Annotated in this window: 21 protein-coding genes; 15 read left to right on the top strand and 6 right to left on the bottom strand. The window is 70.6% G+C overall.

Features of this window, described 5'->3' with window-relative positions; all coding sequences use genetic code 11:
* Positions 1-5: 5 nt before the first annotated feature.
* Complete coding sequence (locus HNR30_RS27825) at positions 6-650, bottom strand: B3/B4 domain-containing protein (protein WP_181612947.1); 645 nt, start codon at positions 648-650, stop codon at positions 6-8.
* Between the two features lie 20 nt (positions 651-670).
* Here HNR30_RS27825 and HNR30_RS27820 point away from each other — a divergent pair, with 20 nt between their 5' ends.
* From HNR30_RS27820 to HNR30_RS27790, 7 genes are all read left to right on the top strand, one after another.
* Positions 671-1,081 (top strand): hypothetical protein, encoded by a 411-nt coding sequence (locus HNR30_RS27820; protein ID WP_181612946.1) that lies wholly within the window; start codon positions 671-673, stop codon positions 1,079-1,081.
* Positions 1,082-1,118: 37 nt separating this feature from the next.
* Positions 1,119-1,685, top strand: coding sequence for a winged helix-turn-helix domain-containing protein (locus HNR30_RS27815; protein WP_181612945.1), 567 nt, complete (start codon positions 1,119-1,121; stop codon positions 1,683-1,685).
* The gene (locus HNR30_RS27810; RefSeq protein ID WP_181612944.1) at positions 1,682-2,965 is read left to right on the top strand and encodes an MFS transporter; all 1,284 of its coding nucleotides are present in this window, start codon (positions 1,682-1,684) and stop codon (positions 2,963-2,965) included. The genes HNR30_RS27815 and HNR30_RS27810 overlap by 4 nt, the downstream gene beginning before the upstream one ends.
* Positions 2,962-4,020 carry an MBL fold metallo-hydrolase gene (locus HNR30_RS27805; protein ID WP_181612943.1) on the top strand — a complete coding sequence of 353 codons (1,059 nt, stop codon included), beginning with the start codon at positions 2,962-2,964 and terminating at the stop codon, positions 4,018-4,020. Before HNR30_RS27810 ends, HNR30_RS27805 begins: the two co-directional genes overlap by 4 nt.
* 167 nt (positions 4,021-4,187) lie before the next feature.
* Positions 4,188-5,468: an LLM class flavin-dependent oxidoreductase gene (locus HNR30_RS27800; RefSeq protein ID WP_181613099.1), complete on the top strand. Its 1,281-nt coding sequence runs from the start codon at positions 4,188-4,190 to the stop codon at positions 5,466-5,468.
* Complete coding sequence (locus HNR30_RS27795; protein ID WP_181612942.1) at positions 5,465-5,977, top strand: NADPH-dependent FMN reductase; 513 nt, start codon at positions 5,465-5,467, stop codon at positions 5,975-5,977. The genes HNR30_RS27800 and HNR30_RS27795 overlap by 4 nt, the downstream gene beginning before the upstream one ends.
* Positions 5,974-6,465, top strand: coding sequence for a flavin reductase family protein (locus HNR30_RS27790; RefSeq protein ID WP_181612941.1), 492 nt, complete (start codon positions 5,974-5,976; stop codon positions 6,463-6,465). The genes HNR30_RS27795 and HNR30_RS27790 overlap by 4 nt, the downstream gene beginning before the upstream one ends.
* Before the next feature lie 19 nt (positions 6,466-6,484).
* Here the strand turns inward: HNR30_RS27790 and HNR30_RS27785 are convergent, their stop codons facing one another.
* A complete protein-coding gene (locus HNR30_RS27785) occupies positions 6,485-7,531 on the bottom strand; it encodes an NAD(P)H-dependent amine dehydrogenase family protein (protein ID WP_181612940.1) in 1,047 nt (348 codons plus the stop codon).
* Between the two features lie 164 nt (positions 7,532-7,695).
* Between HNR30_RS27785 and HNR30_RS27780 the strand changes: the two genes are divergently transcribed.
* The 5 genes from HNR30_RS27780 to HNR30_RS27760 all read left to right on the top strand — a co-directional run bounded on the left by HNR30_RS27780 (position 7,696) and on the right by HNR30_RS27760 (position 12,559).
* On the top strand, positions 7,696-8,565 hold the full coding sequence (locus HNR30_RS27780) for an SDR family NAD(P)-dependent oxidoreductase (RefSeq protein WP_181612939.1): 870 nt from the start codon (positions 7,696-7,698) through the stop codon (positions 8,563-8,565).
* Positions 8,566-8,637: 72 nt separating this feature from the next.
* The gene (locus HNR30_RS27775) at positions 8,638-9,765 is read left to right on the top strand and encodes an ROK family transcriptional regulator (RefSeq protein WP_181612938.1); all 1,128 of its coding nucleotides are present in this window, start codon (positions 8,638-8,640) and stop codon (positions 9,763-9,765) included.
* Positions 9,762-10,901 (top strand): Gfo/Idh/MocA family protein, encoded by a 1,140-nt coding sequence (locus HNR30_RS27770; protein WP_181612937.1) that lies wholly within the window; start codon positions 9,762-9,764, stop codon positions 10,899-10,901. Before HNR30_RS27775 ends, HNR30_RS27770 begins: the two co-directional genes overlap by 4 nt.
* Positions 10,898-11,902, top strand: a complete 1,005-nt coding sequence (locus HNR30_RS27765; protein WP_181612936.1) for a sugar phosphate isomerase/epimerase family protein — start codon at positions 10,898-10,900, stop codon at positions 11,900-11,902. The genes HNR30_RS27770 and HNR30_RS27765 overlap by 4 nt, the downstream gene beginning before the upstream one ends.
* Positions 11,903-11,998: 96 nt before the next feature.
* On the top strand, positions 11,999-12,559 hold the full coding sequence (locus HNR30_RS27760; RefSeq protein ID WP_181612935.1) for a DinB family protein: 561 nt from the start codon (positions 11,999-12,001) through the stop codon (positions 12,557-12,559).
* A gap of 9 nt (positions 12,560-12,568) precedes the next feature.
* Here HNR30_RS27760 and HNR30_RS27755 read toward each other — a convergent pair whose 3' ends face one another.
* Positions 12,569-12,952 (bottom strand): DUF4440 domain-containing protein, encoded by a 384-nt coding sequence (locus HNR30_RS27755; protein WP_181612934.1) that lies wholly within the window; start codon positions 12,950-12,952, stop codon positions 12,569-12,571.
* Positions 12,949-13,797 carry an SDR family oxidoreductase gene (locus HNR30_RS27750; protein ID WP_181612933.1) on the bottom strand — a complete coding sequence of 283 codons (849 nt, stop codon included), beginning with the start codon at positions 13,795-13,797 and terminating at the stop codon, positions 12,949-12,951. Before HNR30_RS27750 ends, HNR30_RS27755 begins: the two co-directional genes overlap by 4 nt.
* A 71-nt stretch (positions 13,798-13,868) precedes the next feature.
* On the opposite strand from HNR30_RS27750, the gene HNR30_RS27745 reads away from it, so the two are divergent.
* Genes HNR30_RS27745 through HNR30_RS27735 form a run of 3 tightly spaced genes read left to right on the top strand, consistent with a single transcriptional unit; the run spans position 13,869 to position 15,526 of the window.
* Positions 13,869-14,840 (top strand): AraC family transcriptional regulator, encoded by a 972-nt coding sequence (locus tag HNR30_RS27745; RefSeq protein ID WP_181612932.1) that lies wholly within the window; start codon positions 13,869-13,871, stop codon positions 14,838-14,840.
* Positions 14,841-14,861: 21 nt separating this feature from the next.
* A complete protein-coding gene (locus HNR30_RS27740; RefSeq protein ID WP_181612931.1) occupies positions 14,862-15,143 on the top strand; it encodes an ArsR/SmtB family transcription factor in 282 nt (93 codons plus the stop codon).
* Entirely contained in the window at positions 15,140-15,526 is a 387-nt protein-coding gene (locus HNR30_RS27735) for a VOC family protein (protein WP_181612930.1), read from the top strand. The genes HNR30_RS27740 and HNR30_RS27735 overlap by 4 nt, the downstream gene beginning before the upstream one ends.
* On the opposite strand, the gene HNR30_RS27730 is transcribed toward HNR30_RS27735, so the two are convergent.
* Positions 15,523-16,380 carry a hypothetical protein gene (locus tag HNR30_RS27730; protein ID WP_181612929.1) on the bottom strand — a complete coding sequence of 286 codons (858 nt, stop codon included), beginning with the start codon at positions 16,378-16,380 and terminating at the stop codon, positions 15,523-15,525. The two genes, HNR30_RS27735 and HNR30_RS27730, sit on opposite strands and share 4 nt — an antisense overlap.
* The gene (locus HNR30_RS27725; RefSeq protein WP_181612928.1) at positions 16,377-17,675 is read right to left on the bottom strand and encodes a hypothetical protein; all 1,299 of its coding nucleotides are present in this window, start codon (positions 17,673-17,675) and stop codon (positions 16,377-16,379) included. The genes HNR30_RS27730 and HNR30_RS27725 overlap by 4 nt, the downstream gene beginning before the upstream one ends.
* Positions 17,676-17,762 lie beyond the last annotated feature (87 nt).

Here is a 17,762-nt window from a genome sequence, read left to right as displayed (position 1 = left end):
CAGGTTTACTTCCCAGTAGTGATCAAGCGGGTGTCGATCCGGACGTCCGGGGACAGCTCGGTCAGCAGGGCCGCCAGCTCCTTGCCGGCGAGCTCCAGTTCCTCGATCGACATCGGCTCCAGACGCTCCAGGAGGAACAGCGCGTTGACCGTCTCCTCGGTGAGGCGGGTGCGCACGACCTGGCGCCAGTTCCAGCGGCGGCAGGTGACGCCGGTGTCGTCGCGCCAGATGACCTCGCCCGGCTCGGGGGCGCCGAGGGCCTCCTCCGAGACCTCGTCGCCGGTGGCCACGGTCAGGTGGGCGGGGCCGTCGTACTTGTCGAGGTCCTCGCCGCCGATCGGCAGGCAGTGCCTGACGCTGATCGAGTTGTAGGCGTCGACGACCTGGTTGATCTCGGGCAACGGGAGCCTGCGGGTCAGCGCGTCGACGCTCGGCCTGGTGCGCGAGGGCTTGGCGCCGAAGGCCTTGTAGGCCTCGCGCCACGACTCGATCTTCTCGGCCTGCACGCCCTGCTCCGACGCCTCGGCGAGCCAGGCGCGCGAGCGGTCGTCGGTGGGGCCGTTGCGCAGGCCGCGCGCCGTCATGACAAGCACCGCGAAATCGGGGCGGATCGTGTGAATTGCCTCGTCAACCAGAATGTCGTCCAGCATGAGTGGCAGGCTATCCCGTTATGAATCCCCCTCAGTCATGGCTCGTCGTCGACATCAAGCATCATCCGATGGCCTTCCTGTTCATGCTGGTCAGGCCCCGTCTGTTCCTCAACAACCAGCCGGTGCCCGTCAGGTGGGGGCGCAATGTGATCCCGGTGGTGCCAGGGCAGCACCACCTGTCGATGTACGTCCCGTACATGGGACGTATCGGGCACGCGGGCGGACCGTTGCGGATGATGCCGGGCGACACGGTGGAGCTGGAGTACCGCGCCCCGCTGACGGTGTTCAACGCCGGGGCGCTCGGGCCGGCGCCGCAGGAGTGGCCGGGCTCGACCGCGATGATCGTCTTCTATGCGGTCCAGGCGGGCATGGCCGTTCTCATCCTGCTCGGTGTGCTCGGTTTCATGATCTATCTGATGATCGCAAAATAGTCTTTGCAAAAATGCCTTTGCGGTTTATCGTGGAGGCATGGACGAGTCCTACGTGATCAGCGACCCCCGGGTGCTGAAGGTCGTGGCCCACCCTCTCCGGGTCAGGCTTCTCGGCCTGCTGCGCGCCGAGGGTCCCGCCACCGCCAGCCAGCTCGGGCGCAAGGTCGACGAGAGCTCGGGCTCGACCAGCTATCACCTGCGCGAGCTGGCCAAGTTCGGCTTCATCGAGGAGGAGCCCTCCTCCGACGGCCGTGAGCGGCTCTGGCGTGCCAGGCACCAGTACACCTCGTGGGACTCCCGGCAGATGTCGGAGACGCCCGAGGGCCGCGAGGCGCTGTCGATCATGGAGGCGCGTCAGATCGAGGGGCTGGCCAGGGTCATGGGCGACTTCCGCAACGCCAGCTGGCCCGCGGACTGGATCGGCGTCGCCGGGATGAGCGACTACTTCGTCCGGCTCAGCGCCGCCGGTGTGAGGGAGTTCCATCGGCGGCTGGAGCAGCTCAGGGAGGAGATGGAGCGCGAATACGGCGACGGAGCCGAGGACGTGAGCCTGTACTTCGCCGCATACCCGCGCCGTGCCGGGCAGGAGGACGACGACAAATGATCACCCCCGAGTCCGCTCGCCGCCGCTTCGCCCTTGTCAGCTTCCTGATGTGGCTCCCCGCCGCGCTGATGATCCCCTCGATGGTCCTGCTGATGTCCGAGCGCGGGCTCGGCCTGGCGGAGGTGGGCCTGGTCATGACCGTCTACTCCGTCGTCACGCTGAGCCTGGAGCTGCCCACCGGCGGCCTGTCCGACGTGATCGGCCGCCGCAACGTGCTGATCGCCTCCGCCGCGATCATGGCGGTGGGCCTGCTGACGCTGGCCTTCGCGACCACGATCTGGCTGTTCGTGCTGTCGGCGGCGCTCAAGGGCGTCGCCAGGGCCCTCAGCAGCGGCCCCGCCGAGGCCTGGTACGTCGACACGCTCCACGCCGCCCGTGGATCGTCCGCCGACCTCAAGCCGGGCCTGTCGCTGGGCGCCTCCATGGGCTCGCTCTCGCTGGGTCTCGGTGTGCTGGTGGGCGGCTTCGCACCGCTGGCCGTGCCCGGCGGGACGATCGAGCCGCTGGCCGTACCTCCCCTGCTGGCCGCGGTCGCCGCGGTCGGCCAGCTGGTCGTGACGGTGTTCGCGATGCCGGAGCCTCCGCACGGGCGCCGCGGGCTGGGCGGAGTCCTGCGCGAGGTGCCACTCACCATCGTCTCGGGAGTACGGCTCGCCTTCGGCGGCTCCCTGCTGCGGCGCCTGACCCTCTTCGCCGTCGCCGACGGCATCGCGCTCGTCTCGGTCGAGCTGCTGACGCCGGGACGGCTGGCTTCGCTCGCCGGTGGCACCGAGCTGGGCGCCACCGCCTACGCCCTGGTCGCGGCGCTCGGCTTCTTCGGCAGCTCCGCGGGTTCCGCCCTGGCTCCGTGGGCCGCCCGCGTGCTCGGCGGAGGCCGCAGGGGAGCGGTGGCGAGTGTCGCCGTCGTCGCGCTGGCCATCGCGGCCCTGTCGGCCACGGCGGGGCTCGCCGGAGCCGCCGGGATGGTGAGCGCCGCCGGCGCCTATGTCGTGATGTTCGCCGGTCTCGCGGTGGCCGGGCTGTTCTTCCAGGAGATGACGCACAACGCCGTCACCTCCGCCCAGCGCACCACCGTCACCTCGATCAGCTCGCTGGCACTCCAAGCGGGCGGCGGCCTGGCCAACCTGCTCCTGGGTGCGATGGCCGCCGCGTACGGCGTGAGCGTGGCATGGGCGCTGTCGGCGGGTGTCGTGACGCTGTCGCTCCTGCTGTTCGTCCGGATGCCGAAGCCCCCCGCGCCCGCCACAGCAGAACAAGATTCTGTAAGAATGGTGGGATGACGAAGTTCGTGGTGACGGCGGCCAACGAAGCGCAGCGGGCCGCATGGCTGGGCGGCGAGCTGCCCCCGGTCGAGAAGGTACGGCCCGGCCTGTGGTCCATTCCGGTCCCGATTCCCATCAATCCGTTGCGATACGTCCTGGTCTACGCGCTCGAACTGCCCGACGGCGTGGCGATCGTCGACGCCGGATGGAACACCGACGAGGCGTTCCAGGCTCTCGCCGACGGGCTGGCCGTGGCCGGATTCGAGGTCACGGATGTGAAGGCGGTGCTCGTCACCCACATCCATCCCGATCACTACGGGCTGGCCGGGCGCATCCGCGAGGTGTCGGGCGCCTGGATCGGGCTGCACCCCGCCGACGCGGGGCTCCTGCGCGACCGCTACGACGACGAGTTCATCGAGTCGCTGGTCGCGCGGGAGCGGGCGCTGCTGGTGAGGTCGGGCGTGCCGGAGCTCACGCTCGACGAGCTCGCCGGGGCGTCGATGATGATCCGCCACATGGTCTCCACGGCCATCCCCGACCGGCTGATCGAGCACGAGGAGGCCGTGGGGCTGAAGGGATGGGACCTGCGGGCATTGTGGACGCCGGGCCACTCGCCCGGCCACCTGTGCTTCGTGTCGTCGGAGCGCAGGCTGATGTTCTCCGGCGACCACGTGCTGGCCAAGATCACGCCGATCGTCGCGGTGCACCCGCAGTCGGGCGCCAACCCGCTGGCCGACTACCTCGACTCGCTGAAGGCGATGAAGAGCTTCGAGGTCGACGAGGTGCTGCCCGCGCACGAATACCGCTTCCTGGAGCTGGCCGAGCGGGTCGACTACGTCATGGCGCACCACCGCGAACGGCTCGACGAGGTGGAGCGCGTGGTCGCCGACGGCGACGGCGTGACGTGCTGGGAGGTCGCCACCAGGCTCACCTGGTCGCGTCCGTGGGACACCATCCCGCCGTTCATGAAGCGCGCGGCCAACAACGAGACCCTGGCCCACCTGGCGTGGCTGGAGGCCAAGGGCCGGGTGCGGAGGGTCGCGGGCGAACCGGACCTCTGGCATTTCATGTAAATCCTGTAGGAAATATTGACTTAAGTCGGCCCGTTCCGTAGCTTCATGGACATGAGCCAGGTCCTGACCCGGCGCGCGCACGTCGACTACTGCCGCGTCGCGAGCGCCCAGTGTCATTGATCCCGATTCCGCCCCTACTCGTATCTCTCTAGGGACAAATCGTGACCATGCACCTGAATGCTTTCCTGATGGGGGTCGGCCACCACGAGGCCGCCTGGCGCCATCCGAGTACGGAGCCGCGCCGGATCACCGACATCCGCCACTACCAAGACCTGGCCAGGACCGCCGAGCGGGGCAAGCTCGACTCGATCTTCCTGGCCGACGGACTGGCCCTGTGGGGCAACGCCAGGCACAACGCCCTCGGCGGGCTCGAACCGCTCACCCTGCTGGCCGCCCTGGCCACCGTGACCGACCACATCGGCCTGATCGCCACCGTCTCCACCACCTACAACGAGCCCTTCCACGTCGCCAGGAAGCTCGCCAGCCTCGACCACATCAGCGGCGGCCGGGCGGGCTGGAACATCGTCACCAGCGCGGGCGAGGCCGAGGCGGCCAACTTCGGCCTCACCCGCCCCTCGCACGGCGTGCGCTACCACCGGGCCGAGGAGTTCCTGCAGGTGGCGATCAACCTGTGGGACTCCTGGAGCGAGGACGCCATCGTGGCCGACAGGCGCGGGGGCGTCTTCGCCGACACCACCAAGATCCGCCCGCTGGACCACGAGGGCACACACTTCAAGGTCCGGGGCCCGCTCAACGTCCAGCGCCCGCCGCAGGGGCGCCCGCTGCTGGTGCAGGCCGGCTCCTCGGAGGACGGCAAGGAGTTCGCCGCCCGTTTCGCCGAGGCCGTCTTCACCGCGCAGCAGACCCTGCCCGACGCCCAGGAGTTCTACGCCGACCTGAAAGGCCGCCTGCACTCCTACGGGCGTGAGCCGCGTGAGCTCAAGATCCTTCCGGGCGTCTCGCCGATCATCGGCTCGACAGAACGCGAGGCGATCAGGCTGGAACGCGACCTCGAAGAACTGATCATCCCCGCCTACGGTGTGCAGCAGCTGTCGAACATCTTCGGCGTGGACCTGTCCGACCATCCGCTCGACGGGCCGCTGCCCGCCGACCTCACCCAGAACCCCGACGGCCAGCAGAGCAGGCAGCGGCTGGTCCTGGACCTGGCCAGGCGCGAAGGGCTGAGCATCGGCCAGCTCATCAAGCGCCTGGCCGGCGGGCGCGGCCACCGCGTGGTCGCGGGCACTCCCGAGCAGATCGCCGACCAGCTCCAGGAGTGGTTCGAGTACGGCGGGGCGGACGGCTTCAACATCATGCCGCCCCTGCTGCCGGGAGGGCTGGCCGACTTCGTCGACTACGTGGTGCCCGAACTGCAGATTCGCGGATTGTTCCGCAAGGAGTACGAGTCGCGCACTTTGCGCGGCCACTACGGGCTGGAGGCAGCGTGAGCATCGTCACCGTGATCGGAAACCCCCGAGCGGGGTCACGTACCGCAGCCGCCGCGCAGGCGGTGACCGACGCGCTCGTCGAGCGCCTGGAACACACCGGGCCGCGCGACACCGTCGACCTGTCGGCGCTGGGTCCCGCGCTGTTGGCCCCCGGGGCGCACGCCGCCCTGGAGATCGCCCTGGAACTGGTGCGGGGAGCCAGTGTGATCGTGTTCGCCAGCCCGACCTACAAGGCGACCTACACCGGGCTGCTGAAGGCCTTCGTGGACCGGCTGCCGCCCAACGCGCTGGCCGGGCGTACGGCGGTGCCGGTGCTGGTGATGGGTGACGCCAGGCACGCGCTGGCGGTCGAGGCCCACTTCCGGCCGCTTCTGGTGGAACTGGGCGCCCACGTGCCGACGCCGGGGCTGGCCCTGCTGGAGTCGGAGCTCGCGGAGCTGGACGTGCTGGACGGCTGGGCGCGGCGGGTGGCGCCGCAGATCCGGGTCGCCCAGGAGGTGGCCCGATGAGCGTGATGATCGACGCCGACAGCTTCAGGAGCGCGCTGGCCCAGCACGCCGCCGGAGTCGTCATCGTCACCGCGCACTCGGAGGGTGTGCCGGTCGGGCTCACCGCCACCTCGTTCACCTCGGCCAGCCTCGACCCGCCTCTGGTGCAGTTCTCCATCGACAGGGAGTCGACCACGTGGCCGTGGTTGCGGCTGGCCGACCACTTCACTGTCAACGTGCTGGGAGGTGACCAGGCGCCGCTGGCGACGAGGTTCGCCAGGCGCGGCATCGACAGGTTCGGCGAGCCGACGAGGTGGCGGCCCTGCCAGTACGGGACGCCGCTGCTGGAGGGGGCCGCGGCGCACATCGTGTGCCGGCCGTACGCCACGCACGAGATCGGTGACCACGTCCTGGTGGTGGGGGAGGTGCTGGAGACGGCCGTGCACCAGGAACGGCCGCTGCTCTACCACCGGGGCAAGTTCGGGCAGTTCAGGGAGAGCGCCCTGTAGTCACGCCCGGGGCGGTCCGTCAGGCGAGGCGGACCGTTCCGCGGCCGGTCGGCAGGGGCAGGTCGAGCAGGGTCTTGATGCCGGGCGACGCGGTCACCACCGCCGGGATGGCGTTGACCGCGTGCGCCGCCGCGGCGGCCAGGCCGTGGCTGACCTCCTCGACCGCGACCGTCATCTGCGGCACGCCCTCGATGTGGATGGTGAACCCGGGTTCCGCCCAGCGCTCGACGCGGGTGGAGTCGGCCTTGTAGACGCACTCGATCGTCATGAAGGGCCGCCCGCGCACCAGGCCGGAGAAGATCCACCGGGAGGCGCAGACGGTGCCCTCGCGGACGAGTCCGGCGGAGATCTCGAACTCTTCGGTGGCGAGTTCGAACTCGTCGGTCTCCTCGACCTCGTCGAGGACGACGCCGAGCGCGTCGGCGACGAGCTGGACGCTCTCGGCGAACAGGGCGCGCTGGAACGCTCGATAGGGGCGCACGGCCGCGGTGTAGTCCTTGGCCGAGCGGGTGAAGCCGATGAGGTCGACCACGATCTGGCGCGAGGGATGGCCGCGGAAGTCGGAGGACTCGCGGACGTACAGGTGGTCGATGCGGCTCGACAGCCCCGACAGGGCGAGCGGCAGGAAGTCGCTCATGAAGCCAGGGTTGATGCCGGTGCCGTGCAAGGAGGTGCCGCCGCGCGCGCAGGCGGCCTCGATACGTTCCAGGACCCGGTGCCCGTAGTTCTTGGGGTAGACGAACCCGGTGGTGGTGATGACGTTCTTGCCGGAGGCGAGCAGGGCGCAGATCGTCTCGACGTCGTTGCCGTGGCTGCCGTCGAAGTACGACGAGGGCAGCGGCATGTGCAGCACGCAGTCGGCGTCGAGGGCGAGGACCCGCTCGACGTCGTCGGTGCAGACCACTCCCGTGGGTCCGGCGCCCACCAGCTCGCCCGCGTCGAGGCCGATCTTGTCGGGGTCGTAGACGAGGACTCCCGCCAGTTGCAGATCCGCTCGGGCCAGGACATCTCTCAGGGCGTATCTGCCGACAGCACCAGTCGCCCACTGGACCACGCGGAAGGGCATAAGTCCTCCAGCCCGCGAGAGGGGAGAGCAGGGGCCGCCGTTGCCACCGCCCCGTTGCGGGGTCCAAAACTTTAGCAGAGAAAGAGCGGTTCGATCACTATCCGCAACGATCAGCGCCCGTACTAGAATGATGTTCTCTTTCGGAGCAGAGCTGGAGGGCTGGCATGTTGCGGTTCGAGGACAAGGTCGCGATCGTCACCGGCGGCGGGCACGGGCTGGGCAGGTCACACGCGTTGCTGCTGGCCGAGCGGGGCGCCAAGGTGGTCGTCAACGACCTGGGCGGGGCGCTCGACGGCACCGGGGCGTCGACGGGCCCGGCGGCCGAGGTGGTGGAGCTCATCACCAAGAACGGCGGCCAGGCGGTGGCCAGCCCCGACAACGTCGCCACCCCCGAGGGCGCGCGGGCCATCGTCGCGGCGGCGGTCGAGGCCTTCGGCAAGGTCGACATCGTCATCAACAATGCGGGCATCCTGCGCGACAAGTCGTTCGGCAAGATGACCGTCGAGGAGTTCGACTCCGTGCTCGCCGTGCACGTGCGCGGCTCCTACCTGGTCAGCCAGGCCGCCTACCCCTACCTCAAGGAGCAGGGCTACGGCCGCATCGTGAACACGTCGAGCCCCGCCGGCCTGTTCGGCAACTTCGGCCAGGCCAACTACTCCACCGCCAAGATGGGCCTGGTCGGGCTGACCAAGACCCTGGCCATCGAGGGCGCGCGCAGCGGCATCAGGGCCAACGCCATCGCCCCGATCGCCTGGACCCGGATGACCGAGTCACTGCTGCCGGCCGAGTTCGAGGCCAAGTTCACCGCGGAGCGCGTCAGCGCGCTCGTGGCCTACCTGGCGCACGACAGCTGTGAGGCCTCGGGCGAGGTCTTCAGCGTCGGCGGCGGCAAGGTGGCGCGGGTCTTCGTCGCCGAGGGACCCGGCGCCAAGGGCGTCGACACCCCGGAGGCGATCGCGGAGAACTGGTCCTCGATCATGGCCGAGCAGCCGTACGTGCTGTCGGCCGCCGACTCGATGAAGGCGATGCTCTAGCCCGGCCACTTTGTTCGACGATCGGCGAAAGTCCGTCTTGATTCGGCGGAAACGGGCTTCTAGAGTCGCGCCATGGGCTCACCCGGTGATGTGCTCACCCTCATCAGCGCGGGGTCCGCGACGACCCGATCCGATCTGGCCAGGCTCACCGGTCTGGCCAGATCGACCGTCTCCCAGCGCGTCGACGCGCTGATCGACTGCGGCCTGGTCGAGGAGACCACCGGAGGCGAGTCCACCGGGGGCCGGCCGCCCCGGCAGCTGCGCCTGCGCACGGAAGACCACACGATCGCCGCCGTCGACCTCGGCGCCACCCACTGCCGGGTGGCGCTGACCGACCTCGGCGGCACGACCGTGGCCACCGCCGAGGACCAGCTGCAGATCGCCGAAGGCCCGCAGGCCGTGCTCACGCACGTCAAGAAGCGCGTCGACGAGCTGCTGGGCGAGCGCACCCTCACCGCCATCGGCATCGGGGTGCCCGGACCCGTCGAGTTCGCCGCCGGACGGCCCAACAACCCGCCGATCATGCCCGGCTGGAACGACTACCCCGTCCCCGCCTTCTTCCCGGACGTGCCCGTCCTGGTCGACAACGACGTCAACCTCATGGCGCTGGGCGAGCACCGGCACGCCTTCCCCGGCACCCGCCACCTGCTGTTCGTCAAGGTCGGCACCGGCATCGGCTGCGGCATCGTCGCCGAGGGCAGGCTGCACAGGGGAGCCCAGGGCTCGGCGGGCGACATCGGGCACATCAGGGTCAGCGGCCACGAGGAAGCGGGCTGCCGCTGCGGCAACAGCGCCTGCCTCGAGGCCGTCGCGGGCGGGGCCGCCCTGGCCCGCGCGCTCGGCGTCGAATCGGGCGCCGAGGTCGTGGCCCTGGTCCAGCAGGGCGACGTCCAGGCCCTGCGTGCCGTCCGCGAGGCGGGCAGGCTCATCGGCGAGGTGCTGGCGGGCCTGGTCAACTTCTTCAACCCCGAGGTCGTCGTCGTGGGCGGGCTGCTCTCGCGTGTCCACGATCATCTGCTCGCCGGGATCCGCGAAACGGTCTACCGCCGCTCGCTGCCCCTGGCGACCCAGCACCTGACCATCGTGCCCAGCCGTGCCGGCGTCGACGCCGCCGCGTGGGGCGCGGGCATCCTGGCCCGGGAGCACTACCTGTCGCCCGACAACATCAATCGGCTCGTATCGGCTTGTGAGGACGTATGACTGACTCCACGCTCGGTGTCGGGATGGTGGGGTACGCGTTCATGGGACGCGTGCACTCCCAGGCCTGGCGCAACGTCACCGCCTTCTTCGACCTGCCGGTCGCCCCGGCCATGCGGGTCGTCTGCGGACGCTCGGAAGAGGCCACCGCGCAGGCGGCGCAGCGCATGGGCTGGGCCGGGCACACCACCGACTGGCGCTCGCTGATCGAGCGCGACGACATCCACATCATCGATATCTGCACGCCGGGCGACTCCCACGCCGAGATCGCCATCGCCGCCCTGGAGGCGGGCAAGCACGTGCTGTGCGAGAAGCCGCTGGCCAACACGGTCGCCGAGGCGGCCGCGATGGCCGAGGCCGCCGCCAAGTCGAGCGGCAGGTCGATGGTGGCCTTCAACTACCGCCGCGTGCCCGCCGTCGCGCTCGCCCGGCAGCTCGTCGACTCGGGCAGGCTCGGGACCGTACGGCACGTGCGGGCCGTCTACCTGCAGGACTGGATCGTGGATCCCGAGTTCCCGCTGGTGTGGCGGCTGCAGAAGGACAAGGCGGGCTCCGGCGCCCTCGGCGACATCGGCGCCCACATCATCGACACCGCGCAGTTCATCACCGGCCAGGACATCGTCGGCGTCACCGGGCTGACCGAGACCTTCATCAAGGAGCGCCCCCTCGCGGGCGCCTCCGACGGCCTGGGCGCCTCCGCCGCGGCCGACAAGGGCACCGTCACCGTCGACGACGCCGCCGCCTGGGTGGCCCGGATGTCGGGCGGTGCGATGGGCGTCTTCGAGGCCACCAGGTTCGCCACCGGGCGCAAGAACGCCCTGCGCATCGAGGTCAACGGATCCGACGGTTCGCTGGCCTTCGACTTCGAGGCCATGAACGAGCTGTGGGTGTCGTCCGGCTCGGGAGGGTTCGAGCGGATCCTCGTCACCGAGCCCGAGCACCCCTACGTCGGCGCGTGGTGGCCGCCCGGCCACGGCCTGGGCTACGAGCACACCTTCACCCACGAGATCCGCGACTTCCTCGAGGCGATCGGCACCGGCGCCGACCCCTCCCCCTCCTTCGCGGACGGGCTGCGCGTGCAGCAGGTCCTCGAAGCGGTCGAGCAGAGCAACGGCACCTACAGGGAGATCCCAGCATGAGACCGGTCACGCTTTTCACAGGCCAGTGGGCCGACCTGCCCTTCGACGAGGTGTGCCGGCTGGCCGCCGAATGGGGCTACGACGGACTGGAGATCGCCTGCTGGGGCGATCACTTCGACGTACGGCAGGCGGTCGCCGACTCCGGCTACGTGGCCGCCAAGAAGGCCCAGCTCGACAAGTACGGCCTCAAGGTGTGGACCATCTCCAACCACCTCGTCGGCCAGGCGGTCTGCGACAACCCCATCGACGAGCGTCACAAGGGCATACTCCCCGCGCACATCTGGGGCACGGGAGACCCCGAGGAGGTTCGGCGGGCGGCGGCCGAGGAGATGAAGACGACCGCACGCGCCGCCGCGGCGCTCGGCGTCGACACCGTCGTCGGCTTCACCGGCTCCTCCATCTGGCACACCGTGGCGATGTTCCCGCCCGTGCCCGCCTCCATGGTCGAGGCCGGGTACCAGGACTTCGCCGACCGGTGGAACCCCATTCTCGACGTGTTCGACGAGGTCGGCGTGCGCTTCGCCCATGAGGTGCACCCGAGCGAGATCGCCTACGACTACGTCACCACGGTCAAGACGCTGGAGGCCATCGGGCGCCGCCCCGCCTTCGGACTCAACTGGGACCCCTCGCACATGGTCTGGCAGGACCTCGACCCGGTCGGCTTCATCCTCGACTTCGCCGACCGCATCTACCACGTGGACTGCAAGGACACCAAGGTCCGCGTGGGCGACGGGCGCCGCGGCCGGCTCTCCTCGCACCTGGCCTGGGCCGACCTGCGCCGCGGGTGGGACTTCGTCTCGACCGGACGCGGGGACGTGCCCTGGGAGGACTGCTTCCGGGCGCTCAACCAGATCGGCTACGACGGGCCCATCTCGATCGAGTGGGAGGACGCGGGCATGGACCGCCTCGACGGCGCTCCCGAGGCGCTGGCCTACATCAGGAGGCTCAACGCGATCACCCCGCCGACGGCCGCCTTCGACGCCGCCTTCTCCAGCGACTGACCCGCTGCCGGCTCCGGCCGTCCCGTCCGTGCTGGAGGCAGGCCTCCAGCACGGACGGCGCCGATTCTGTCGGCACTTCGGTGTAATCCTTGGTGCATGAACGTCGACTGGACCAAGGAGCTGTACGACCAGCTCGACTGGCACTGGACCCGCCACCTGCGCCCCCGCCTCGACGGCCTCACCGACGCGGAGTACCTGTGGGAGCCCGCCGGCGGCTGCTGGAACATCCGCCGCCGCGACCAGGTTCCCGAGGGGCGCGCCGTTTTCGGCCCGGGTGACTGGGTGATCGACTTCGTCCACCCGGAGCCCTCTCCGCCGCCCGTCACCACGATCGCCTGGCGCATGGCCCACGTCATCGTGGGCGTCTTCGGCACCCGTACGGCACGCCATTTCGGCGGGCCGGAGACGGGCTACGACACCCATCCGTACGCCGGCACGGCCAAGGAGGCGCTGGAGCAGCTCGACCGGGCCTACGCGGGCTGGGCGGAGGGGGTGCGCTCCCTCGACGCCGACGGTCTGGCCGAGCCGTGCCGCGAGGCCGAGCCCCTGTTCCCCGACGCGCCGCGCGCGGCGCTGGTGCTCCACATCAACCGGGAGGCCATCCACCACGGCGCGGAGATCGCCCTGCTGCGCGACCTCTACCTCCGCCGGTCCTGATCCCCGGGGTCAGTCGTGCGTCCAGGTCTCGTGCAGGTGCAGCCACCGCAGCCCGTGACGGGCTTCCCGGTCCCTGACGAAGACGACCGTGGCCCGGCGGTCGCCGGTGGGCTGGCGTTCGATGTAGTCCGCCACGACATGCGTCTCGCCCGCCGCGACCAGCCGTACATCCACGATCGTGATCTTGAGGTCGGGCGCCGAGCCGCGCGCGCCCTCGACCCACTCCATCACCCGGCCCCGGTCGAGCCGGGCGCCACCGGGCTCGTTGAGGGTGAAGCCGGCCGCCTGGGCCCTCTCGAACAGCGCGAAGTCGTCGACTGTCCCGCGCAGCCATCCCTCGATGACCTCGTGGTGCGCCACGATCTCCGCCTCGCAGGCGTCCCTGTCGTTCATCGCAGTGCCTCCTCGAGCGGCGTGAGCGAGACGCCGAGCCGGTCGGCCGCGGTGCCCGCGAAGATCTTGTCGTCTCCGTGCTCCGCCAGCCAGTGGTAGGTCGCCGCGATGCCCGCGGCGACCCGCGGGCCGAAGGTGGAGCTCAGGCCCGCCTCGAAGTCCGCGGGCGCCAGGGCCTGGTAGGTGATCTCGCGTCCGCGTGCGGCGGAGAAGGCGGCGGCCAGCTCGGGTCCGGTGACCGTCCGGGGGCCGCCGATGTCGAGCGCCTCCCCGTCGATGCCCGGCCGGTGCAGGGCGGCCTCGGTCAGCGCGGCCAGGTCGTCATGGCTGAGCCAGGCGACCGGCAGCCCGGCGGGCAGCGGGTATCTCAGGACTCCTTCCTGCTCCAGAGGTCCCGCCACCCAGGGAGCGCGCAGGTTGTCGAGGTAGACGGGCGGGCGCAGCACGACGGTGGGCACGCCGGAGGCCAGCAGGGTCTCGGAGGCGGCCCGCCTGGTCTCGAACATGAGCACCCCGGTCGGCCGGTCGGGTTGCCGGTTGGAGGTGTTGAGCACCAGGCGCCGTACCCCTGCGGCCTGGGCCGCGCGGGCGATGTTGTCCACGTAGCGGGTCGTGGCGTCGGCGTCGAAGACCATGGGGAGGGTGACCGAGGCGTGGGTGACGCCGTCGAAGGCCGCCTTCACCTGGGCCGGGTCGGCCAGGTCGGCGATCGCGGCGTTCACCCCGCCGGGCAGGCCGCCGGGATCGCGGACCAGGCCGCGCACCTCGTGACCGGTGCCGGCCAGCCGTCGTGCCACCGCGCCGCCCTGGCTGCCTCGGGCGCCAAGGACCAGATATGTCGTCATGGAGACCACTATGGTGAGGCGGCGGGCTACGCTCGATAAAGTGAGATCTGCTGATATTTAAGGATCGTCCAATGGCCGACCTGCTGAGCGAGCTGCTCACCCCGATGAGGCTGCGCGGCGTCTTCCACAGCTCGTGGTCGCTGCGTGCCCCGTGGGGCGTGGTGGGGGAGCGGGAGGACGGCGCGATCCTCCACTACGTGCGGAGCGGATCGTGCGTGGTGGAACTGGCGCCGGGCGATCCGCTGTGTGTGCTGGCCGGCGACGCCTGTGCTCCGCGGCACGGCGAGCCGGTGCGCCTCGGAGCCGGCGATCTGGCGATCTTCCCGCACGGGGTCTCGCACCGGCTCGCCGACCGGCCGGGGCAGGTGACCGTGCCGCTGGCGCAGGTGCTCCCCGACCGTGAGCCCGGCGCCGTCAGGGCACTGCGGATCGACGGCCCAGGCGAGGCGACCGAGCTCCTCTGCGGCGGCCTGCACTACGAGCCCCTGGCCGCCGCTCCGCTGTATCGCGCGTTGCCCGAGCTCATCGTGCTCGAACGCCAGGTCGTCGAGAGCCAGCCCCTGCTGGCGGGCATGCTGGAGCACTTGGGGGAGCAGTGGGCCGAGGACCGGCCGGGCGCGGCCCTGGTGGTGCTGCGCGCCTTCGAGCTGATCTTCATCCTGGCCCTGCGCGCGGCCCTGGAGGAGCGCGACGTGCCGGTCCTGCGCGCCCTGCGCCACCCCGCGATCGGCAGGGCCCTGCTGGCCGTGCACACCAGGTTCGCCGAGCCGTGGACACTGGAGTCGATGGCCGCCGAGGCCGGGATGTCGCGCTCGGCCTTCGCCTCCGGCTTCCGCGAGCTGGTCGGGGAGCCGCCGATGCAGCACCTGACCGCCCGCCGTATGCAGGAGGCCGCCCGGCTCCTGGTGGAGACCAGGCTGCCGCACGGACGCATCGCCGAGCGGGTCGGCTACGGCTCCGATGTCGGCTTCCACCTGGCCTTCCGTGCCTGGAGCGGCGGCACGCCCGGGCAGTACCGGAGATCGGCCTTGATAGGCAAGTAGCGACTTGCCTATTGTGGAGTCATGCCCGATGATGTGTTCAAGGCGCTCGCCGACCCGACTCGCCGGATCATCCTCGACGAGCTGAGCGAGCGCGATGGGCAGACCCTCTTCGAGATCTGCACGCGGCTGGCGACCAAGCACGGCCTGGGCTCCTCCCGGCAGGCCGTCAGCCAGCATCTGGCCGTGCTGGAGGCGGCGGGCCTGGTCAGGACCCGCAGGCAGGGCCGCTACAAGTTCCACGACATCGACACCGAGCCGATCGAGCGCGTCGTCGCGCGATGGCTCAGGAAGGACCGGCCATGAGGATCCACCTGTCCAGCGTCTACGTCGACGACCAGGCCAAGGCCCTGGCCTTCTACACCGAGACGCTGGGATTCGTGAAGAAGACCGAGATCCCGATGGGCGAGGCCAGCTGGCTGACCGTGGTCTCGGCGGGCGACCCCGACGGGACCGAACTGGTCCTGGAGCCGTCGGACCACCCGGCGGTCAAGCCCTACCGCGACGCGCTGCTGCACGACGGCATCCCCGCCACGTCGTTCGCGGTCGACGACGTCCAGGCGGAGTACGAGCGGCTGAGCGCGCTGGGCGTGCGGTTCACGCAGGAGCCGCTGGCCATGGGACCGGTCACCACGGCCGTGTTCGACGACACCTGCGGCAACCTGATCCAGATCGCCGCGATGGGCTAGGGCCCGTCCACCTCGGCGAGGATCTCCCGCGGGGTGATGGCGCGCACCCGCAGCTCGTACGCCGTGCCGTCCGGCGTCGTCACGCAGAACCGGCTTCCTGGCACGGCCCGCGCCCGCCCTCCGGGACCCTCCGGACGGCGGCAGCCGCCCTGGGTCAGCCCCGCGCCCGGCGGGGGCTCGAAGTAGATCTTCCCGTCGCTCTGGGTGACGGTGAGGTCGGCGGATCCGGGGGTGTTCGCGCCGGTCAGGAGATCCAGGTCGACGGTGCCCGCGGTGGGCAGCGAGTGCTCGGCGGCGCCCGCGAGCAGGGACCTGACGAGAAGGAAGGCCAGCAGGGCGACGGCGACGGCTCCCGCGACGGCCACCAGGCGCAGGCGCGAAGGCGGGCCGGGCCGCGGTACGGCACGCGTGACGCCCGGTACGGCACGCGCCACGGCAGGCGGCTCAGCGGCCAGGCGGGCAGCCGGCACCTGCCTCACCCCGGGCAGGGACTGAGCCGTGCGGGGCTGGAAGGACTCCTCGGCGTCGAGGAACTCCCGATAGACACCCACCGCCAGCTTCCGCGCCGCATCGACGTCGCGCAATGACACGGCGGTCTCGCTCACCACCCCGTAGCTGATCCGCAGCGGCCTGCCGAACTCGTCGAGCTCCCCGTCGACCACCTCCGACCTGACCGCCAGCCGTACGGCCAGCCCGTCGGGCATGCGCTCGGCCCGCTCGCCGTCGCGCCCGCTGGAGGCGGCACGGGCCAGCCAGCCCAGCGCGGCCGGGTCGGTGAGCAGGCCCGGCACGATCAGCAGCCGGTAACCCCGCTCCCGCCCCCTGCCGTAGAGGAACGGCCAGGCCCGGCTCACGGAAGGTACCGCAGCTCGTAGGAGAGGACCGACTCCGGCAGATGCTCCTGCAGCATGACCACCTGGCGGCGCATGATCTCCAGCAGCGCCGAGCGAGCCCGCAGGATGGTGGCACGCTGGAGCGCGAAGGCGTCGACCTGGCGCAGGGCGTCCTCGCGCTCCTGGATGAGCGGCCTGGCGAGCCACTCGGCGAGCAGTTCGACGGACTCGGCGGCCAGGCTGCCGTTGGGGACGGTCCCGGCCAGGCTCCGCAGGAGCCTGCGAGCGGGGGTCTGGGCCATGCCGGGCGCGGCGAGGTTCACCCAGCCGCCGCCCCGGCCCATCAGCCGTTGCAGCTCGCCCATCACCTGGGTGCGGGCGGCCTCGTCCATGGCGTGCTCAACCTGCTGGAACAGGTCGGGGACGACCGCGCACAGCGGGATCTCGACGTAGGTGGGGCTGGCCTCGGCGTCGGCACGCTTGACCACGTGCCCGCTCGGGGCCAGATCCGCGAAACCGAACCCGACCGCGGAGACCGGGATGAGGCGCAACATCCGGTCGCGGTTGTGCGTCATCACCAGCGCGCGGAACGCCTCGTTGGACAGCAGCGCGTCGCGGCACTTGCGCAGCCGTTCCCGATCGTCGAAACCGATCGGCTGCAGCAGGTCCCACTTGGTGATGAGGAACTGCACGGGGCAGGTGGCCCGCAGGGCGAGCTGGATGTAGGGGCGGATGGCCAGGTCGAGGCGGAACGCGGCGTTGACGTGGCCGTCGAACCACTGGCGCAGCCGCAGGCCGTCGATGATGACCAGCATCACGCTGGCCTCCTCGACGTGTCGCAGCAGCACCTCGAACGACGACAGGTGCTCGGGACTCGCCTCGGTCAGCAGCTCGCCCGCGTAGTCGATGTACTTGATCCGCGCCAGCTCGTGGTGGGTGCCGTCGAGCTGGAGCATGCAGCCGAACTCGAACTCCCGTTCCTGGCCCACGCCGGTGCCCGACGGCCAGAGCCCGGTCGGGTCGGAGATCTCGCGATAGAGGGAGCTGAGATAGAGGGCGTCGGAGTGGGGCAGGCGTAAGTAGTAGTTGCCCAGCTCGGGCCTGGGCGCCCACTGACGGTAGAACATGCTGGCCAGCAGCGCCGTCTTGCCCGATCCCGGTACTCCCAGCGCGACCACCTTGAAGGTGGGCAGCAGGTGCCCGGCCGCCTGCCGTACGGGGGAGGAGGGCCGGGCGGGCTGCGGCCTGCGTTTGCGCGACCGGTCGATCAGCCAGATCACGGCACCGACGACGATCACGAGGACCACGATCTCCACGGCTGCTCCTGACACAGTGAGCCCGCTGCTACCTGACTGGTCTATCAGGGGCAGCGGGCTTCGCTGTATGGGGATTAACCCGGACGA

The sequence above is a fragment of the Nonomuraea soli genome, assembly GCF_013761175.1.
In the GTDB taxonomy this organism is placed as follows: Bacteria; Actinomycetota; Actinomycetes; order Streptosporangiales; family Streptosporangiaceae; genus Nonomuraea; species Nonomuraea soli.
Note: the sequence above shows the minus strand (reverse complement) of the source record. Positions and strands in the feature narration are given on the sequence as shown.